This is a genomic window from Pseudomonas sp. ChxA, from assembly GCF_030263855.1.
In the GTDB taxonomy this organism is placed as follows: domain Bacteria; phylum Pseudomonadota; class Gammaproteobacteria; order Pseudomonadales; family Pseudomonadaceae; genus Aquipseudomonas; species Aquipseudomonas fluorescens_CB.
The window spans coordinates 598,099-617,900 of record NZ_JARPMK010000002.1 but is presented as its reverse complement, the minus strand read 5'-3'; the positions used below and the strand labels follow the sequence as shown (position 1 = coordinate 617,900).

General features: G+C 61.5%; 13 protein-coding genes. 8 read left to right on the top strand and 5 right to left on the bottom strand.

Annotation, left to right across the window (positions count from 1 at the left end; all coding sequences use genetic code 11):
* Positions 1-11 precede the first annotated feature (11 nt).
* Together P5706_RS37295 and P5706_RS28475 are read left to right on the top strand one after the other, a co-directional pair.
* Positions 12-725 (top strand): methyl-accepting chemotaxis protein, encoded by a 714-nt coding sequence (locus P5706_RS37295; RefSeq protein WP_502945541.1) that lies wholly within the window; start codon positions 12-14, stop codon positions 723-725.
* A gap of 126 nt (positions 726-851) precedes the next feature.
* Entirely contained in the window at positions 852-1,280 is a 429-nt protein-coding gene (locus tag P5706_RS28475) for a hypothetical protein (RefSeq protein ID WP_285683530.1), read from the top strand.
* On the opposite strand, the gene P5706_RS28470 is transcribed toward P5706_RS28475, so the two are convergent.
* Entirely contained in the window at positions 1,227-2,003 is a 777-nt protein-coding gene (locus P5706_RS28470) for a TatD family hydrolase (RefSeq protein WP_285683528.1), read from the bottom strand. The two genes, P5706_RS28475 and P5706_RS28470, sit on opposite strands and share 54 nt — an antisense overlap.
* A 2-nt stretch (positions 2,004-2,005) precedes the next feature.
* Positions 2,006-3,001 (bottom strand): catabolite repressor/activator, encoded by a 996-nt coding sequence (gene cra, locus P5706_RS28465; protein WP_200432645.1) that lies wholly within the window; start codon positions 2,999-3,001, stop codon positions 2,006-2,008.
* 294 nt (positions 3,002-3,295) lie between these two features.
* Between cra and ptsP the strand changes: the two genes are divergently transcribed.
* From ptsP to P5706_RS28445, 4 genes are all read left to right on the top strand, one after another.
* Positions 3,296-6,154, top strand: a complete 2,859-nt coding sequence (gene ptsP, locus P5706_RS28460; protein ID WP_285683525.1) for a phosphoenolpyruvate--protein phosphotransferase — start codon at positions 3,296-3,298, stop codon at positions 6,152-6,154.
* Entirely contained in the window at positions 6,155-7,096 is a 942-nt protein-coding gene (gene pfkB, locus P5706_RS28455) for a 1-phosphofructokinase (protein ID WP_285683523.1), read from the top strand. It begins immediately after the preceding gene.
* 11 nt (positions 7,097-7,107) lie between these two features.
* Positions 7,108-8,826: a PTS fructose-like transporter subunit IIB gene (locus tag P5706_RS28450; protein ID WP_285683521.1), complete on the top strand. Its 1,719-nt coding sequence runs from the start codon at positions 7,108-7,110 to the stop codon at positions 8,824-8,826.
* Positions 8,827-9,956: 1,130 nt separating this feature from the next.
* A complete protein-coding gene (locus P5706_RS28445; RefSeq protein WP_099548346.1) occupies positions 9,957-11,498 on the top strand; it encodes an alkaline phosphatase D family protein in 1,542 nt (513 codons plus the stop codon).
* A gap of 131 nt (positions 11,499-11,629) precedes the next feature.
* Here P5706_RS28445 and P5706_RS28440 read toward each other — a convergent pair whose 3' ends face one another.
* Together P5706_RS28440 and P5706_RS28435 are read right to left on the bottom strand one after the other, a co-directional pair.
* A complete protein-coding gene (locus P5706_RS28440) occupies positions 11,630-14,155 on the bottom strand; it encodes a PepSY domain-containing protein (RefSeq protein ID WP_285683518.1) in 2,526 nt (841 codons plus the stop codon).
* A 136-nt stretch (positions 14,156-14,291) separates the two neighbouring features.
* Positions 14,292-16,592, bottom strand: a complete 2,301-nt coding sequence (locus P5706_RS28435) for a TonB-dependent receptor (protein WP_200430757.1) — start codon at positions 16,590-16,592, stop codon at positions 14,292-14,294.
* Positions 16,593-16,798: 206 nt separating this feature from the next.
* On the opposite strand from P5706_RS28435, the gene P5706_RS28430 reads away from it, so the two are divergent.
* Positions 16,799-17,479, top strand: a complete 681-nt coding sequence (locus tag P5706_RS28430; protein ID WP_056859067.1) for a Fe2+-dependent dioxygenase — start codon at positions 16,799-16,801, stop codon at positions 17,477-17,479.
* Positions 17,480-17,481: 2 nt separating this feature from the next.
* Entirely contained in the window at positions 17,482-18,228 is a 747-nt protein-coding gene (locus tag P5706_RS28425) for a tetratricopeptide repeat protein (protein WP_285683515.1), read from the top strand.
* A gap of 90 nt (positions 18,229-18,318) precedes the next feature.
* Here the strand turns inward: P5706_RS28425 and P5706_RS28420 are convergent, their stop codons facing one another.
* Complete coding sequence (locus P5706_RS28420) at positions 18,319-19,482, bottom strand: type III PLP-dependent enzyme (RefSeq protein ID WP_200430760.1); 1,164 nt, start codon at positions 19,480-19,482, stop codon at positions 18,319-18,321.
* Positions 19,483-19,802: the final 320 nt, after the last annotated feature.

Here is a 19,802-nt window from a genome sequence, read left to right as displayed (position 1 = left end):
TGGCGACGGCGATGAACCAGATGTCTTCCACGGCCCAGGAAGTGGCGCGCAGCGCGGCGGCGGCGGTCAACAGCGCCCATAGTGTCAACGACGAAACCGTTACTGGCCGTGGCCTGGTGCAATCCCAGCAGGGCAGCATTGCGCGCCTGGCATCTGAGATTGATGAATCGATGCGGGTGATCAATCAATTGGCCGCCGACAGCCAGTCCATCAGCAGCGTGCTGGAAGTGATCAAAAGCATCGCCGAACAAACCAACCTGCTGGCGCTCAATGCGGCGATCGAGGCGGCGCGTGCCGGTGAGCAAGGGCGTGGTTTTGCGGTAGTGGCCGATGAGGTGCGCACCCTGGCTCGACGCACTCAGCATTCCACTGAAGAAATCGAACAGATGATCAGCCGTTTGCACAGCGGCGTAGGCGCGGCGGTAAAGGCCATGGGCAGCAGCCATACCATGGCAAACGGCACCGTGGCTCAGTCGGAAAAGGTCCAGCAGGCGCTGGAAAATATCCTCGGCGCCGTGGGCATGATCGTCGACCAGAACCAGCAGATCGCCGCCGCCGTTGAGCAGCAAACCGCCGTCGCGCACGATATCGACCAGAACATCGTCGAAATCAATCGAGCTGGCGAACATGCGGCCCATGGGGCCCATCAGACCGAAGCCGCCAGCCGGCAGTTGTCGTTGCAGGTCATTGAGCTGAAGCAATTGATTGGGGCGTTTCGTGTGTAAGACCTGCGCGTAGGAATAGGCTTGATGGTTTGTGGTGCCTGTCCTGATTTTTTGCTGTGCCTGTTTTGAGGCTGTGATTGGGTGAGAATTTGTTTCACCCACTCAGGGGCGACGGGAGGCAAAGCGATGACGGCTATCATCGGTATCAAAGGGCACTGCGCCCATTGCGACATCACCTTCGAACTCAAGCCTTGGCAATTGAACGCCATTGCCATCGGTGAGCCGTTTGCTTGCCCGTATTGTCAACGGGTCCTGGCGCTGAACTGCCCCAGGCAACTGCGCCAGTTCAAGTCTTTGGACCACTGGGCCATGGTGCACCCGAGCATGATGGTACTGACCAGTGCGGTGCTGATTGCGGCGATGGTGGCCGAATGGCTGGGCCTGCTCAGCATGATCGGGCAGCTCAATGTGTCGTTGCTGGTGGTGTTGATCCACTTTTTGATGCTGCGTTACGTGCGTCACCGGCAGCGGCTGACCTTGGAACTGCAAGCGGTCAATGGGCTACCAGTTGAAGAGCCCGCACGCGTTGCGTGTGCTCGTTTCGGCCAGCACTGAAGGGCTGATGCCCATGCGTTCGGCCAAGGCGTTGCAGATATCCGGCAGGTGTTGCGGGCTGTTGCGCTGGCCGGGGTACATGGCGGGTGCCATGTCCGGCGAATCGGTTTCCAGCACCAGCGCCTCAAGCGGCAACCGGGTCAGCACCTTGTGCATGCGCAGCGCCTGGGGCCACGTGGCCGCGCCGCCCAGGCCCAGTTTGAAACCGAGCTTGATGTATTCGCGGGCCTCCTCAACGCTGCCGGCAAACGCATGAATGATACCGCCGCGCGGCAGGCGGATACGCTTGAGGGTAGCGATCACTGCCGCGTGGCTGCGGCGCACGTGCAGCAGGGCAGGGAGCTGGAAGTCCACGGCCAGTTTCAATTGCGCTTCAAACAGGCTTTGCTGACGTTCGCGGTCCAGCTGTTCGAGGAAGTAATCCAGGCCGATCTCACCGACGGCGCACAGTTGCCGATGGCCCTGCAGACGGGTCAGCCAATCACCCAACTCGATCAGGTCGGCGGGGCGATGCTCATCCAGGTACACCGGGTGCAAGCCGAAGGCGGCATATAAGCCGTCATCGTCCTGGACCAGATCCCACAGCCGCTGCCAGTTCTGCTGATACACACCCAGCACCACCATGCGCTGCACGCCGAGTTGGCGGCTGTGGGCGAGGACTTCCCGGCGATCCATGTCGAAATCCGGGAAGTCCAGGTGGGTGTGGGTGTCGATCAGCTCCACGCTCAAGCCTCGTGAATGCGCTGCTTGAAGGTCCGGCCGATGGCATGCACGCCGGGCTCATACTGTTCTTCTTCGATGGCCGCCAGGGCCAGGCGCAGGGCGGTGTCGGCAATCAGTTGATGTTGCTGGGCCATGGCGTTGACCGGTAAGGGCAGGAAGTCGAGCAGTTGGGTATCGCCGAACGTGCCCAGGCGCAACGGCCGGGATTTGAGCGGAAAGTCATGCAACGCATCGAACACACCTTGCAGCAGCACGTAGGAAGTAGTCACCAGCGCGTCAGGCAAATGCCCCAGGCGTTGCAGGAGTTCTTCCATCAACTGGCGGCCACAGTCACGGCTGAAGGCTTCACCCTGTTCGATCAGCACGTCGCCCTTGAAGTCGCGCAAGGCTTCACGGAAACCGGCGGCGCGTTCCTGGCTGATGCTGAGTTCCGGGTGCGCACCGATCAGCGCAATCTGTTTGGGCAACGGCTGCAACAGGCTGCTGGTGAGTTGCTGACAGGCCTGGCGGTCGTCGCTGACCACCGAGCAGAACTGCCCGGGTTCCATCACCCGGTCGATGGCAATCACCGGCAAGCCCTTGGCTTGCAGCTCGCGGTAGCTGTCATCGCTGGCTGGCAAGCAACTGGCCACGAACAGTGCATCGCAGCGCCGCGCGCGAAACAGTTGCAGCAGTTGTCGTTCGCTGTCGGCTTCATCATCGGAGCTGGCGATCAGCAGTTGGTAACCACGCGCCCGCGCGCCTTGTTCCAACAGCTTGGCAATGCGTGCGTAACTGGGGTTTTCCAGGTCGGGCAAGATAAAGCCCAAGGTGCGCGTGTGCCGACTGCGCAGCCCGGCGGCCTGAGGGTTGGGCGTAAAGCCATGCGCTTCGACCACGGCACGCACCCGCTCGACGGTGGCGTTGCTGATGCGTTGCTGTTCGGCCTTGCCGTTGATGACATAGCTGGCGGTGGTGACGGACACACCGGCCAGACGTGCGATATCACTGAGTTTCAAACCGGGATTTCCTTGTTTTCTAGAGCTTGCCCCGACATTTTGTCCAATCGTAACCGATTCCTGCACACGACTATTGTCTGAGCTCAAGCGCCGAGTGGTCCTTCAAGCTTGCATAATTAGCGCACAATCTGCCATAAATTCTAGATTAAACGTTTCAGCAAGCGTATTTTTACGATGTTCGCCACTGAGTGACTACTGCCAATTGACCACTCAGTCAGCTATTTTTGAACGCGCCTGCGCTGATTTATTCAAAACAATACCTAGTGCCCACAGTGCACTAACTAGGAGAACGGCATGCTTGAGCTCACTGTAGAGCAGATTTCCATGGGCCAGGTGGCCGTGGATAAATCTGCTGCCTTGCACCTGCTCGCGGACAAACTGGTGGCCGACGGCCTGGTCGCCGAGGGTTATCTGAGCGGCTTGCAAGCCCGTGAAGCCCAAGGCTCGACCTTTCTCGGCCAAGGTATTGCCATCCCTCATGGCACTCCGGAAACCCGCGACCAAGTGTTTTCCACGGGTGTGCGCCTGCTGCAATTCCCCGAAGGGGTGGATTGGGGCGATGGCCAGATCGTCTACCTGGCGATTGGTATCGCGGCCAAATCCGATGAGCACCTGCGCCTGCTGCAACTGCTCACCCGCGCCCTCGGTGAAACCGACCTGGGCCAGGCGTTGCGGCGTGCCGGCAGCGCCGAAGCCTTGCTGAAACTGCTGCAAGGCGCACCACAGGAGCTGGCACTGGATGCGCAGATGATCAGCCTGGGCGTGTCGGCCGACGATTTTGAAGAGTTGGTCTGGCGCGGCGCACGCCTGTTGCGTCAGGCCGATTGTGTGAGTAATGGTTTCGCCGCCGTGTTGCAGCAAGTCGACGCGCTGCCGCTGGGCGATGGCCTGTGGTGGCTGCACAGCGAGCAGACGGTGAAGCGCCCTGGCCTTGCGTTCGTGACGCCGGACAAACCGATGCGTTACCTCGGCCAGCCCCTCAATGGCCTGTTCTGCCTGGCCAGCCTGGGGGAGGCGCATCAAACCTTGCTCGAACGCCTGTGCGCCTTGTTGATTGAAGGGCGCGGCCAGGAATTGGGCCGCGCTACCAGCAGCCGTGCAGTGCTTGAAGTACTTGGCGGCGAGTTGCCACCGGACTGGCCGAGTGCGCGCATTACCCTGGCCAATGCCCATGGTTTGCATGCACGGCCGGCGAAGATCCTTGCGCAGTTGGCGAAAAGTTTCGACGGCGATATCCGCGTGCGCATCGTGGATGGCCCGGTCGGCGCGGTGTCGGTAAAAAGTCTGAGTAAGTTGCTGAGCCTCGGCGCCCGTCGCGGCCAGGTGCTGGAATTCGTCGCCGAACCTGCGATTGCCGGTGATGCATTGCCCGCGCTGTTGGCAGCGGTGGAGCAAGGGCTCGGTGAGGAAGTCGAGCCGCTGCCGACCGTGAGTGCCCAACCCACCATCCTTGAGATTGAACCGGCGGTCAGCGCGCCCGTGTCCGGCAGCCAGGTCCAGGCCATCGCCGCCGCGCCTGGCATTGCCATCGGCCCGGCGCATATCCAGACCCAACAGGTTTTCGATTACCCGCTGCGCGGCGAGTCTGCGGCGATTGAACGCCAGCGCCTGCACACTGCGCTCACCGAGGTGCGCGCTGATATCCAGGGCTTGATCGAGCGCAGCCAATCCAAGGCGATCCGCGAGATTTTCATCACCCACCAGGAAATGCTCGACGACCCGGAGTTGGCCGACGAAGTCGACACGCGCCTCAAGCAAGGCGAGAGCGCCGAAGCGGCATGGATGAGCGTGATCGAAGCCGCGGCCAAACAGCAAGAGTCGTTGCAGGATGCCTTGCTCGCCGAGCGTGCCGCCGACCTGCGCGACATTGGCCGCCGGGTGCTGGCGCAATTGTGCGGCCTGGAAACTGCCCAGGAGCCGAACGAGCCTTACATTCTGGTGATGGACGAAGTCGGCCCATCCGACGTTGCACGCCTGGACCCAACCCGCGTCGCCGGCATCCTCACCGCCCGTGGCGGCGCCACGGCCCACAGTGCCATCGTTGCGCGTGCCTTGGGCATCCCCGCGTTGGTCGGCGCCGGCGCGGCGGTGTTGCTGCTGGCTGCGGGCACGCAGCTATTGCTCGACGGCCAGCGCGGCCGCCTGCATGTCGACCCCGACGCGGCCACGCTGCAACGCGCCACGGTCGAGCGCGACACCCGCGAACAGCGCCTGCAAGCAGCCTCGGCGCAGCGCCACGAACCGGCGCTGACGCGCGATGGCCATGCCGTGGAGGTGTTCGCCAATATCGGCGAAAGCGCAGGCGTTGCTGCGGCAGTCGAGCAGGGCGCCGAAGGCATCGGGCTGTTGCGCACCGAATTGATTTTTATGGCCCACCCGCAAGCACCGGATGAAGCCACCCAGGAGGCCGAATACCGCCGCGTGCTCGACGGCCTTGGCGGTCGCCCGCTGGTGGTGCGCACCCTGGATGTGGGCGGCGACAAACCGCTGCCGTATTGGCCGATTGCCGAAGAAGAAAACCCCTTCCTCGGTGTGCGCGGCATTCGCCTGACCTTGCAACGCCCGCAGATCATGGAAGCGCAATTGCGTGCGCTGTTGCGCTCGGCGGACAACCGCCCGCTGCGCATCATGTTTCCCATGGTCGGCAGCGTCGATGAATGGCGGGCCGCCCGCGATATGACCGAGCGCCTGCGCCTGGAAATCCCGGTGGCCGACCTGCAGCTGGGCATCATGATCGAAGTACCGTCCGCCGCCTTGCTCGCGCCGGTACTCGCCAAGGAAGTCGACTTTTTCAGCGTCGGCACCAACGACCTCACCCAGTACACCCTGGCCATCGACCGTGGCCACCCAACCCTGTCGGCCCAGGCCGATGGCCTGCACCCGGCTGTGTTGCAACTGATCGACATCACCGTGCGCGCCGCGCATGCCCATGGCAAATGGGTCGGCGTGTGTGGCGAACTGGCGGCGGACCCGCTGGCGGTGCCGGTGCTGGTAGGCCTGGGTGTGGATGAGTTGAGTGTGTCGGCCCGCAGCATTCCCGAAGTGAAGGCGCGGGTGCGTGAATTCAGTCTGAGCGAGGCCCAGGGCCTGGCGCAAAAAGTGCTGTTGGTGGGTTCGCCTGCCGAAGTGCGAGCCCTAGTGGAGGCCGTGTAAATGGCGAAGATTTTAACCCTGACGTTGAACCCGGCATTGGACCTCACAGTCCGCCTGGCACATCTGGAACCGGGTGCCGTCAACCGCAGCGAAACCCTGCTGACCCATGCTGCCGGCAAGGGTGTGAATGTCGCCCAGGTGCTGGCGGACTTGGGGCATGAAGTCACCGTCGGTGGCTTTCTGGGGGAAGACAACCCGCAAGCGTTTGACGCGCTGATCGCACGGCGTGGCTTTGCCGATGCGTTTATTCGCGTGCCGGGCGAAACCCGCAGCAATATCAAGATCGCTGAACAGGATGGCCGGGTGACCGACATCAATGCGCCGGGGCCGCAAGTCAGTGAGCAGGCACAACTGGCCTTGCTCAATCAATTGACCCTGATCGCTCCGGGGCATGATGCCGTGGTAGTCGCCGGCAGTTTGCCGCGCGGTGTCAGCGCGCAGTGGTTTCAAAGTTTGCTCGTGCACTTGAAAGACCTTGGTTTGAAAGTCGCCCTCGACACCAGCGGCGAAGCCTTGCGCGCAGGCATCAAGGCCGGCCCGTGGTTGATCAAACCCAACACCGAAGAACTCGCCGAAGCCCTCGATTGCGCTACCGACTCCATCGCACAGCAGGCGCAGGCCGCCGAGCGGTTGCATGCTCAAGGCGTGGAGCATGTGGTGGTCTCCCACGGCGCCGACGGTGTGAACTGGTTCAGCCCGGGCACCGCGCTGCATGCCACGCCGCCCAAGGTCAGCGTCGCCAGCACGGTGGGTGCGGGCGATTCGTTGCTGGCCGGGATGCTGCACGGCTTGCTCAGTTTTGATCTACCGGAAACCACCTTGCGCCGGGCCACGGCAATTGCCGCCATGGCGGTCACGCAGATCGGTTTCGGCATCAGCGATGACGCGCAGTTGGCGCGCCTCGAAAGCGGCGTCCATGTGCGCACGCTGACAGAACAATAAGAGGGTTTGTGATGAAGTTAGCCATTGTTACCGCCTGCCCGAACGGCATGGTCACGAGTGTGCTGTGCGCCCGCTTGTTGGACGCCGCCGCGCAGCGCCAAGGCTGGAGCACCAGCACCGAAGTCGTGGATGTGCAGCGCCCGGAACGGGCCTTGTCCCAAGCGACTATCGACGCGGCCGAGTGGGTGTTGCTGGTCAGCAGCACACCGGTGGATATGCAGCGGTTTGTCGGCAAGCGTGTATTCCAGAGCACGCCGGCCCAGGCGCTGGCGGATGTCGACGCGGTGCTGCGCCGTGGCGCCGAAGAAGCCCAGGCGTACGTCGCCAGTCAAGCCCCGGTGGCGGCGAAGAATGCCCCGCGCATCGTCGCGATCACGGCCTGCCCGACCGGCGTGGCCCACACCTTCATGGCTGCCGAAGCCTTGCAGCAAACGGCCAAGCGCCTGGGCTATGACTTGCAGGTCGAGACCCAGGGCTCGGTGGGCGCGCGCACGCCGTTGAGCGCGCAGGCCATCGCCGATGCCGACGTGGTGCTGCTGGCGGCGGACATCGAAGTCGCCACCGAGCGTTTCGCCGGCAAGAAGATTTACCGCTGTGGCACCGGCATCGCCCTCAAGCAGTCCGAGGCCACCCTCAACAAGGCACTGGCTGAAGGCGCGGTAGAAAACGCCGGCAGCGGTGCGGTTGGCAAAAAAGAAAAAACCGGCGTGTACAAACACCTGCTCACCGGTGTGTCGTTCATGTTGCCGATGGTGGTGGCGGGCGGGCTGTTGATCGCCTTGTCATTTGTGTTCGGCATCCATGCTTTTGAAGAAAAAGGCACCTTGGCCGCCGCACTCAAAACCGTCGGTGATCAAGCCTTTATGCTGATGGTGCCGTTGCTGGCAGGCTACATCGCTTACTCGATTGCCGACCGTCCGGGCCTGGCGCCGGGCATGATCGGCGGCTTGCTGGCGGGCACCTTGGGCGCCGGGTTTATCGGCGGCATCCTCGCCGGTTTCCTTGCCGGTTACTGCGTCAAGCTGATCACCCGCGCGGTGCGGTTGCCGCAAAGCCTTGAGGCGCTCAAGCCGATCCTGATCATCCCGCTGCTGGCGAGCTTGTTCACGGGCCTGGCGATGATCTATCTGGTCGGCCCGCCGGTGGCGCGTTTACTCACAGGGCTGACGGATTTTCTCAGCACCATGGGCACCACCAATGCGGTGCTGCTCGGCATTTTGTTGGGCGGCATGATGTGTGTGGATTTGGGCGGGCCGATCAACAAGGCGGCGTATGCGTTTTCGGTCGGCCTGCTGGCCGCGTCCAGCGGTGCACCGATGGCGGCAACCATGGCCGCTGGCATGGTGCCGCCGATCGGCATGGGCATCGCCACCTTGCTGGCGCGGCGCAAGTTCGCCCAGACCGAGCGCGAGGCGGGCAAGGCCGCGATGATCCTGGGCCTGTGTTTTATCTCTGAAGGCGCTATCCCGTTTGCGGCCAAAGACCCGCTGCGAGTGATCCCGGCCAGCATCGCCGGTGGCGCGTTGACCGGCGCGCTGTCGATGTATTTCGGCTGCAAACTCGCCGCGCCCCATGGTGGTTTGTTTGTGCTGGTGATTCCGAATGCGATGAACCATGCGCTCCTGTATTTGCTGGCGATTGTGGCGGGCAGCTTGGTGACCGGGTTGGTGTATGCGCTGATCAAGCGACCCGAGGCAGTGGAGCTGTCGGTCACCTCAGCCAAGGCCTGACGCTGTTTAAAATGTGGGCGCGGGCTGGTCTGCGATAGCGGTCTTCTGGTGGTGTACATATCCGTTATTTAGGTCACGGCCGCCTATGGTTCCGCTCTTACAGCGGGTCACTTTTGTAAAGACACAAAAGTAACCAAAAAGTCTTCGCCCCAACACTCGGTGCCTCGCTTAGGCTCGGCATGCCCGCAATCCGACAGCGATTTGGGGGGCCGCCGCGATGGGCCATCCTTGGCCCAGCGCGGCTAAACCGGCGTCCTGCCGGTTTACCCCCCAAATCACTGTCAGATTCCGGCCATCGTGTTTGACGGGGCGATTTCAGATCAAGATCACGATCAAAAACGCAGATCAAAAGACCGCTGACTTCGCCAGCGAAAAGGATGTAAGGGCCGGAGCAACAGCAACAGCAACAGCAACAGCAAAGCCATACTCGGTCAACTGTGGGAGCTGGCTTGCCTGCGATGGCATCAACTCGGTGTGCCTGATGTACCGAGGTGTCTGCATCGCAGGCAAGCCAGCTCCCACAGAAAAGCAGTTCTTCAGTGTATTCAGATAGGCTTTTGCCTTGCACTTGATCTGGCTTTTGCTTCAACCACTCAGGTCGGCTTTCAGGCCGCCGTGCTGTAGATCTTGATCTTGATCTGCTTTTGATCTGAGACGCCCCGTTAACCACGCTGGCCGAACGCAGGCTTGAATCCGTGGGTAACCCGGCAGGACGCCGGGTTAGCCGCGCTGGGCCAAGGATGGCCCATCGCGGCGGCCCACGGATTTAAGCCGGAGTGAGGGCACACCGAGCCTAAGCGAGGTGCCGAGTGGTGGGGCACAGACCTTTTGGTTACTTTTGGGGCGTTTGCCAAAAGTGACCCGCTGTAAGAGCGGAACCCTACTCAGCCATCACCCAAATAACGGATATGCCCCCAAGATAAAACAGCCCAACCCCCCAGACGCCAATATTTGTGTAGATGCCTATGCTGCGATAGCGGTGCATCAGTCACTGAAAGGGTGACTGACAGAAAGCCATCGCAGGCAAGCCCGCTCCCACTTTTGATCTCCTGTGTTCTTACGGTCGGTGTCACATCCGCTTCATGCTCCCGTGTTTAAGTTTCACTTTTGATACTCAAGAGGGCACCTGCATGAGCCACTTCGATCTCGGCCGTCGCCGCGTGATGCAAGCCGTTGGCGCTGGGCTGTTGCTGCCGGGCCTGGCGCCGGCAGTGATCGCCTCGGTCAAAGACCGCCCGCAACTCACCGACGGCGTGCAGTCCGGCGACTTGCTGGGCGATCGTGCGATGATCTGGAGCCGCAGCGACCGCCCGGCAAAGATGGTGGTGGAGTGGGACACCCGCAGTGTGTTCAGCAACCCGCGCAAATTTATCTCGCCCCTGGCCGACAGCCGCACCGACTTTACCGCCCGCGTCGAACTCACCGGGCTGCCGGTCGATCAGGCGATTTTCTACCGTGTGCATTTTGAAGACGCCCAGACCGGCGTCGCCAGCGAGCCGTGGTTCGGCCACTTGCGCAGTGTGCCGCAGCAACGTCGCGACATCCGTTTTGTATGGAGCGGCGACACTGTCGGCCAGGGCTTCGGTATCAACCCGGACATCGGCGGCATGCGCATTTACGAAGCCATGCGCCTGCGCCTGCCGGACTTTTTTATCCACAGTGGCGACACCATCTACGCCGACGGCCCGGTGCCGGCCCAGCTGACCGTTGAAGACGGGCGTATCTGGCGCAACATCACCACCGAAGCCAAGAGCAAAGTCGCCGAAACCCTCGACGAATATCGCGGCAATTACCGCTACAACCTGCTCGATGAAAACGTGCGCCGCTTCAATGCCGAAGTGCCGCAAATCTGGCAGTGGGACGATCATGAGGTGATCAACAACTGGTCGCCGAGCAAGGTGCTCGATGAGCGTTACCAGACCAAGGATATCAACACCTTGGTTGGCCGCGCACGCCAGGCCTGGCTGGAGTATTCACCGATGCGCCGCCAGAGCGCCGATGGCGGTGGGCGCATCTATCGCAAGCTCAGCTATGGGCCGTTGCTGGATGTGTTCGTGTTGGACATGCGCAGCTATCGCGGGCCTAACGACGACAACCTGGGCGGCGAAAAGCCCTTTATGGGCCGTGAGCAACTGGACTGGCTCAAGCGCGAACTCAAGGCCTCCCAGGCGCAGTGGAAAGTCGTCGCTGCCGACATGCCTATCGGCCTCGGTGTGCCCGACGGCGAAGTCAGCCCCGGCGTGCCGCGTTGGGAAGCCATCGCCAACGGCGACCCAGGCCCGGCCCAAGGTCGTGAGTTGGAGATCGCCGAGCTGTTAGGGTTTTTGCGCGCGCAACAGGTGCGCAACCATGTGTGGCTGACGGCGGATGTGCATTACTGCGCAGCGCATCATTACCACCCGGACCGCGCGGCGTTCCAGGATTTCGAGCCGTTCTGGGAGTTTGTGGCGGGGCCGCTGAATGCGGGGAGCTTCGGGCCTAATCAGCTGGATAAGACCTTTGGGCCAGAGGTGGTGTTCCAGAAGGCTCCGCCTGCGCAGAACACCTCGCCGTTTGCCGGGTTTCAGTTTTTTGGTGAAGTGCAGATTGATGGGCAGACGGCGGAGTTGACCGTGATTTTGCGTGACTTGGATGGGGTCTCGGTGTTCGAGCAAAAGCTGCAGCCCGCTTGACCTGCAATGCACTTAAAACTGTGGGAGCTGGCTTGCCTGCGATGGCATCACCCTGGTGTCACTGATACACCGAGGTGCCTGCATCGCAGGCAAGCCAGCTCCCACATTTGCGCCTCGGTGTTTATGAGGGCTCAGTACACATCCCGACGATAGCGGCCCTGCTCAATCAAGCGCTCCACCGCTTCACTGCCCAGAATGTCGTGCAGTGCCTGATCCACGCCCGTGGCCATGCCTTGCAAGCTGCCGCACACATAAATCGCGGCGCCTTCGGCCAGCCATCGACGCAGCACATCTGCCGACTCGCGCAGGCGGTCCTGTACGTAGATTTTCTCTGCCTGGTCGCGGGAAAACGCCAGGTCCAGCAGGGCCAGGTCACCGCTGGCCAGCCAGCCTTGCAGCTCGTCCTGGCACAGGTAGTCGTGGGCAATATTGCGTTCGCCGAACAGCAGCCAGTTGCGCTGCTGGCCATCGGCAATGCGCGCTTTAAGCAAACTGCGCAGGCCCGCCAGGCCGGTGCCGTTGCCCAGCAGGATCAGCGGCACCGGCGCTTCGGGCAAGTGGAAGCCACTGTTGCGGCGCAGGCGCAGGCTGATGTTGGAGCCGATGGCGGCATGTTCGGTCAGCCAGCCGGAGCCCAGGCCGAGGCTGCCGTCGGGGTGGCGCTCCTGGCGAACGATCAGCTCCAGCACGCCGTCGCTGGCGATCGAGGCGATGGAGTATTCGCGCATGCCCAAGGGCACCAGCGCGTTGACCAGCGCTTGTGCGTGCAGGCCCACCAAGTGTGTGCGGTTGTCCGGCAGTTGGCGGGTCGCCAGTGCCTGGTTAAGGGTTTGCGCCAGTCCGTCGATCAGTACGCCGTCGCTGCCGGCCAGGCCCAGGCCTGCGAGGAAGTGCTCGATGGCCCACGGGCAGTTGCGCGGCAGCACTTCCACCAGGTCACCGGCCAGCCAGCTTTGCGGCGCAGGTGGTGTGAGGCCCAGCAGGTAGACATCCGAGCCGGCGCTGTCGCGGTTGAGCAGGGTGCGATGGCTGAGGGTCCAGTTTTCAAACTGAGGCGCTTGCCAGGCCGCTGCCGGTGCATGGCCGGTGAGTTGGCCCAGTTGCTGTTGCCAGACCAGCAGCGCTTCGCTGTCGCCGCTGTCGACTTCAACTGGCGCGAACAACGGCGTGCCGCCCTGGTGGGTCAGCCAGAAGTGCAGGCGCCGGGCAAAGCCGCAGAAGTGTTCATATTGGCGATCACCCAGGGCCAGCACCGAGTAGTTCAAGCCTTTGAGCGACAGGTCCTGACCCAGCACGCTGCGCTCAAAACCTCGGGCGCTGTCCGGGGCTTCGCCGTCGCCGAAGGTGCTGACCACGAACAGCGCATGTTGCGATTGGCTCAAGTCGTCCTGGCTGACGCTGCCCAGCGGCTGCACCTTTACCGGCAAGCCGGCGGCCTGCAATTGCCCGGCGGTTTGCCACGCCAACTGTTCGGCGAAACCGCTCTGGCTGGCAAAGCCGATCAGCCAGGCCGGTGCATCGCTGTGGTTGGCGCCGAGGCCTTTGCGGGCGTCGCGCACCTGGCGTTTTTTGCGGCGACGGTCCAGGTACAGCAGCCAGCCGGTGATAAAGAACAGCGGCATCATCAGCGAGCTGAGGGTGAGGATGATTCGCCCGGTCCAACCAAAGTAGCTGCCGGTGTGCAGTGCGTAGATGCTGGTGAGCAATTGGGACTTCAGCGTCTTGCTGGCGTATTGGTCGTGGGATTTGACCTCGCCGGTGGCCGGGTCCAGGTTGATCTGGTTCAGCGCGCGGTCGTGGGGCGATGAGTTGAGCAGGTAATACACGATGGCCGGCTGCCCGGCGACGGCCGGCATGCGGATGTTGTAGGCACTCAAGCCGGGGCCGGCGTTGGCGTAGATGCTGCTCCAGATCGCGTCGTAGTTGGCCACCGGCGCCGGGCCTTCGGGCGGCGGGCCACGTTTGCGCAGGCGTTCGTTTTGCGGTGCGTCGGACAGCAGTTTGTTCAGGCCCTGGCTGTACCAGTCGTAGGACCAATACAGGCCCGTGAGCGCCGAGAACAGATAGAACAGCAGGCACCAGGTGCCGAACACCGAGTGCAGGTCCCAGTTGAAACTGCGGCCTTTTTTGCGCCAGTCCAGTGTCAGCCAGGCGCGCCAGCTTGCCACTTGGCGCGGCCAGCGCAGGTACAGGCCCGAGAGGCAGAAGAACACCAGGATGAGGGTGCAGGCGCCGGTGATGTTGCGCCCGGTTTCGCCCATGGCGAGGAAGCGGTGCAGTTGCAATATAAAGCCGAACACATCCTGGCCGACGGCGTCACCCATGTAGTCGCCGGTGTAGGGATCGAAGTAGCGCATCTGGCCACGCCGTTCGCCCGGCGGGGCGGTGAAGAACACGCGCGCGGCGTTGCCGCTGTCGCTTTCCACCCACAGCATCGATACGGTCTTGCCTTCGGTGGCTTCAAGCTTGCGCACCAGTTCGGCAGGCGGCAGCACGCCGGCTTGGCGTTTTTCGACCTTCAAGACTGTGGGATTCAGCGCCCGCAGGATTTCATCCTGAAACGAGACCGTAGCCCCGGTCATCCCCATCAACGCCAGCACCAGCCCGGCAGTGATGCCGAAGAACCAGTGCAATTGGAACAGGGTTTTCTTCAACACGTCGGACCGCCTCGCTCATCTGGATGTCGTTGTCACGGCGCGCATTATGCCGTGGGCTAACGAGAAATATTCTGTTTTACACGCAAAAGCCCCACGCATCCGATGCGTGGGGCCTTTAGCTGAACGTTGACCGCGTTTAGAAGTGGAAACTGGTGGTCAACAGCGCTGTACGACCGGCGGCCTGGTTGGCGAAGTGCGCCGCATAGGCCTTGTCGTAGTAGGTCTTGTCGGTCAGGTTCTGCACGTTCAATTGCAGGTCGACGTTCTTGGTCAGCTTGTAGCTGGCCATCGCGTCGTAACGGGTGTAAGCCGGTACGTACACGGTGTTGGCTGGGTCACCGTAAACCTGATCGACATAGAACGCGCCGCCGCCGATGGTCAGTTTTGGCGTGATGTCGTAAGTGGTCCACAAGCTGAAGGTGTTCTTCGGCGTGTTTGGCATTTGGTTGCCTTTGTTGGAGCCGGCCGACACTACGTTTTGACGGTTGCCGATCTTGCCTGGGTCGACCAGTTCGCTTTTCAGGTAGCTGTAGCCGGCAAACACCTGCCATTGGTCAGTGAGCTTGCCGCTGGCCGACAGTTCCAGGCCATCGACACGGGATTCGCCGCCGTTTTCGAAGGTGTTGGAGTCCACCAGGATTCGCGTGTTTTTCTTCTCGGTACGGAACACTGCTGCAGTCAACGACAGGCGGTTGTGGAACAGGTCCCACTTGGTGCCCAACTCGTAGTTGACGGTCTCTTCGGGTTTCAGGTCGCTGGTGTTGATGCCGGTAACGAAGCCATTGGTTTCTTGCCCTTCACCCACCAGGCCGCCAACCGGCTGCGCCGAGGTGGCATAGGAGGTGTAGATGCTGCCGTTTTCCAGCGGCTTCCAGACCAGACCCGCCTGCCAGTTGAAGAATTGGCTGTCGTCTTTGAGCTTGCTGCGGGCTGCAACCGTGGACGACGGCACTGCGTTGGTGTTGGCCTCTGTATCAAAGGTGTCGTAGCGCAAACCAACGTTCAGCAGCCATTTCGGGTCCAGCTCGATGGTGTCGAACACATAGGCGGCGCGGCTGGTGGCCTTGGTGTTGGTGCCCATGTAGTTGCGTGCCACGCTGCCGGTCCAGGCGTCATCCGGTGTCGGGTTGCTCAGCGAGGTGCATTGGCCGCCCAGGCTGCCTTTGGCCACGGTGCAGGTCGGGTTGCTGTTCGGGCTGACGGTGTAGCCGCTGACGCGGGTTTCTTCACCGGTGAATTCCAGGCCGGTGGAGTACGAGTGTTTCATGCCCGCCAGTTGGAAGTTGCCGAACAGATCGGTCTGGTTGGTGGTGGTGTCGGTGGTCGACACGCGGGTGTTGGCGCGGCGCCACACCGTGCCGAAACGGCTGACGTTGCGCTGGCTGTCATCTGGCTGCGTGAGTACGTAGTCCTGGCCGGTGCTGCCATGGCGCAGGGTGTTTTTCAGGGTCATGTTGTCGTTCAGGTCGTGCTCGATGGAGAACGTGCTGATGTCGGCGCGGGTCTTGCGGAAGTCGCGGTCTTTCAAACCGTAAAAGTTATTGCTGTCGCCGCCATCGGTGGGTTTGTCATGCCCGTGGGCAGTGGCGGTCGGCGAGCTGTAGCCGTACGGAATGCCCGAGTCCGGCAGGTCGTTGCTTTCCAGGTGGTAGTAGCTGAAGTTGACGCGGGTCGGTGTGCCCAGGCCGAAAGTCAGCGACGGCGCCACGCCCCAACGGTCGTAGTTGATCACATCGCGACCGGCGACATTCTGTTCGTGGCTCATCAGGTTCAAACGGAACGCGGCGTTGTCGAGGAACTGCCGATTCACGTCGAGTACGTAGCGGCGGGTCTGGTCGGAGCCGTAGGTGAAGCCGCCGTTGGTGAAGTCACGCGCCTGTGGCGTCTTGCTCACCAGGTTGATGCTGCCACCGGCCGAGCCACGGCCGCCGAACGAGGAGTTGGGGCCTTTGCTGACTTCGATCGATTCGATGTCGAAAATCTCGCGGCTCTGGCCGCCAGTGTCGCGCACGCCATCCAGGTAGGTGTCGCCCTGGGCGTCAAAGCCACGGATGAACGGGCGATCGCCCTGGGGGTTGCCGCCTTCGCCGGCGCCAAAGGTGATGCCCGGTACGGTGCGCAGCGCATCCTGCAGCGAGGTGGCAGCGGTGTCTTTCAATACTTGCTGCGGCACCACGGTGACTGAGCGCGGGGTGTCTACCAGCGGCGCGGTGTATTTTTGCGACGAGGCTTTTTCGACCTGGTAGGAGGTGTTGTCCTGTTCCTGGCCGGTAATGCTGGTGGCGCCGAGGGAGATGCTGTTGCGCTCGCCTTTTTGTTCGGTGCTTTCCGCCGCTTGCGCCAGTTGGGCGGCAGAGCTGGCACTGAGTGCAACGCCGATGGCCGAAGCCAGCATGCGTGGTGAACTGGCAGGTGTTTTTAGCGTAGTGCGCGACATAACGAGTCCTTTCCCCAAGGAGGTGAGGCCGCGGAATATAGGATCAACAAGACTTTCTATCAATTGCGATACATTACTATTCGCACTGAATTTACATTCTTTACACTTTTGCCTTACGGTTTTTACGAACTCATTCGTCAACCGAGTTTTACAGAGCGGATAAGAATCAATACCATTAGTGTCTCTCTGCTTTCAGGTATTGCCTCATGTTGCTGCATATTCCCGGCCTGTTCTCTCGCGAGGAGGTGCTGCGCATTCGCCAAGCCCTGGAAAACACTGAGTGGGCCGACGGTAAAATCACCGCCGGGCACCAATCCGCCAAGGCCAAACACAACCTGCAATTGCCCGAAGGCCACCCGCTGGCCAAGGAAATCGGCGCGGCGATGCTGGAGCGTTTGTGGAATAACCCGCTGTTTATGTCGGCGGCGTTACCGCACAAAGTCTTCCCGCCGTTGCTCAACTGCTACACGGCCGGTGGCAGTTTCGATTTTCACATCGACAATGCCGTGCGCCAGGCGCGCGGCAGTCACGAGCGGGTGCGCACGGATCTGTCGTCCACGCTGTTCTTCAGCGACCCGGAGGAATACGACGGCGGCGAACTGGAGATTCAGGACACTTTTGGCCTGCAACGGGTAAAACTGCCGGCGGGCGATATGGTGCTGTACCCCGGCTCCAGCCTGCACAAAGTCAACGCCGTGACCCGTGGTGCGCGCTACGCCTCATTTTTCTGGACCCAAAGCCTGGTGCGCGAAGACAGCCAGCGCACGTTGCTGTTCGAGATGGACGGCGCTATCCAGCAATTGACCCGTGACGTACCCGACCACCCGGCGCTGATCCAGCTTACCGGCACCTACCACAACCTGCTGCGCCGCTGGGTTGAGGTGTAAGCATGGGCTTTTTATTGCGCCGTGAAGAAGTGCTCAACGTCGAGCAATTGCAAAGCATGCTCGACGACTCCCCGGTGCGCGCTGCGCAGGCGATCCTCATGGCGGCGAAGGAAGGCGTGATCGACGCTCAAGCGTTGCTCGGGCAAATCCTGCTGGAAGGGCGCGGCATTGCACGCGATGAAGCGCTGGCGCTGCGCTGGTTCCAGATCGCGGCCCATGGCGGGCATCGGATGGCGCGCAATATGGCCGGGCGTTGCCTGGAGCATGGTTGGGGTTGCGCCGTCGATGAAGCAGCGGCGGCGCGGGACTATCGTCTGGCGGCAGAAGCTGGATTGGATTGGGGGCAGTACAACTACGCCAACTTGCTGGCGACCGGCCGCGGTGTTGCTGAAGATCGAGTGCAAGCGCTGGCGTTTTACCGGCTGGCCGCAGAGCAGGGCCATGCCAAGTCGATGAACCTGCTGGGGCGTTATCTGGAAGACGGTCAGTATTGCCCTCAGGATCTGGATGCGGCCGTGGCGTGGTATCGACGCTCAGCCGAAGGCGGGGATTTTCGTGGGCAGTTCAGCTATGCGGCGGTGCTGGCTGATAGGGGCCAGATCGAGGAGGCGCTGGGTTGGTTGCGCCTGGCACTGGCCGGCGGAAACCTCAAGTTTTTGCGCACGGCGCACGAGGCGCTGGCAGCGGCCAACGACCCACAGATTCGCGCCATGGCCGACGCCTATCAAGAGCGCGCCGCGACCTTATGATCATCCCCACGCTCTGCGTGGAAATGATCATCAACGTAGATCCCATAAAAAAACCCATGACATGTCATGGGTTTTTTGTGTGCGCGGATCTTACACGTAGTAAGACTTCAGCGGCGGAAAGCCGTTGAACTCAACCGCGCTGTAGCTGGTGGTGTACGCACCAGTCGACAGCCAGTACATACGATCACCAATCGCCAGGTTCAGCGGCAGGCCGTACTTGTAGTTTTCGTACATGATATCGGCGCTGTCGCAGGTTGGGCCGGCGATGACCACTTCTTCCATCTCGCCTTTCTTCTCGGTCCAGATCGGGAACTTGATGGCTTCGTCCATGGTTTCGATCAGGCCGGAGAATTTGCCCACATCCGTGTACACCCAGCGCTCGACGGCGGTGCGCGACTTACGTGCAACCAGCACCACTTCGCTGACCAGGATACCGGCGTTGGCGATCAACGAACGGCCCGGCTCCAGGATGATTTCCGGCAGGTCGTCGCCGAAATCTTCCTTGAGGAAGCGGATGATTTCTTCGGCGTAGGTTTCCAGGCTGTTGGTGCGGGTGATGTAGTTGGCCGGGAAGCCGCCGCCCATGTTGATCAGCTTGAGGTGGATGCCGTCTTCTTCTTTCAGGCGTTCGAAGATCACTTTGACCTTGGCGATCGCCGCGTCCCACACGCTGATATCGCGCTGTTGCGAGCCGACGTGGAAGGAGATGCCGTAAGGCACCAGGCCCAGGTCGCGGGCGAGGATCAGCAGGTCCATGGCCATGTCGGTCTGGCAGCCGAATTTGCGCGACAAAGGCCAGTCGGCCGTGGTCGAGCCTTCGGTGAGGATACGCACATACACTTTCGAACCCGGCGCGGCCTTGGCGATGTTGCGCAGGTCGGCTTCGGAGTCGGTGGAGAACAGGCGCACGCCTTTATCAAAGAAGTAGCGGATGTCCTTGGATTTCTTGATGGTGTTGCCGTAGCTGATACGGTCCGGGCTGACGCCACGGTCCATCACTTTATCCAGCTCGTAGATCGAGGCGATGTCGAAGCTCGAGCCCTTGTCTTTCAACAGGTCGATGATCTCGACGGCCGGGTTGGCCTTGACCGCGTAATAGACTTTGGCGAATTCGAAACCGGCGCGCAGGTCATCGTAGGCCTGGCTGATCATCGCGGTGTCGATCACCACGAACGGGGTTTCTTGCTTGTCGGCGAACGCCTTCATTTTGTCAAAAGTGGCGCGCGCGAAATAATCTTCGACGTTGATCGACATGCTGGGGACTCCTAAGGGCAAACTGTAGTAATCAATGGGTGCAACTGAACGTCCTCCGTATCCCCACTTTGGTTCGCCTACTTCCCAAGGCATGTCGCCGAAAGCAAAAAGGCCATGGGAATAACCGCTTCCCTTGGCCTTGCTGTCTCGTCGTCAGTACTTGAGCCGGATGGATCGTTTCCAGCATGGACGTTCGGCGCGAACTTTAGGACGTGAGGGGCCATAGATCAACTAAAAATGTCGCGTTTTTGCACGCGTTCGTCGCGAGGTCGCGTGCAGCTACTTATGTAACCGACAGGTGTGACGGATTGATGTTCCCC

Excerpts from the sequence above, each read along its gene's own strand:
- P5706_RS28475 (WP_285683530.1), top strand. The coding sequence starts at position 852 with ATGACGGCTATCATCGGTATCAAAGGGCACTGCGCCCATTGCGACATC.
- P5706_RS28445 (WP_099548346.1), top strand. The coding sequence starts at position 9,957 with ATGAGCCACTTCGATCTCGGCCGTCGCCGCGTGATGCAAGCCGTTGGC.
- ptsP (WP_285683525.1), top strand. The coding sequence starts at position 3,296 with ATGCTTGAGCTCACTGTAGAGCAGATTTCCATGGGCCAGGTGGCCGTG.
- P5706_RS28420 (WP_200430760.1), bottom strand. The coding sequence starts at position 19,482 with ATGTCGATCAACGTCGAAGATTATTTCGCGCGCGCCACTTTTGACAAA.
- P5706_RS28425 (WP_285683515.1), top strand. The coding sequence starts at position 17,482 with ATGGGCTTTTTATTGCGCCGTGAAGAAGTGCTCAACGTCGAGCAATTG.
- P5706_RS28450 (WP_285683521.1), top strand. The coding sequence starts at position 7,108 with ATGAAGTTAGCCATTGTTACCGCCTGCCCGAACGGCATGGTCACGAGT.
- P5706_RS28435 (WP_200430757.1), bottom strand. The coding sequence starts at position 16,592 with ATGTCGCGCACTACGCTAAAAACACCTGCCAGTTCACCACGCATGCTG.
- P5706_RS28430 (WP_056859067.1), top strand. The coding sequence starts at position 16,799 with ATGTTGCTGCATATTCCCGGCCTGTTCTCTCGCGAGGAGGTGCTGCGC.
- P5706_RS37295 (WP_502945541.1), top strand. The coding sequence starts at position 12 with ATGAACCAGATGTCTTCCACGGCCCAGGAAGTGGCGCGCAGCGCGGCG.
- pfkB (WP_285683523.1), top strand. The coding sequence starts at position 6,155 with ATGGCGAAGATTTTAACCCTGACGTTGAACCCGGCATTGGACCTCACA.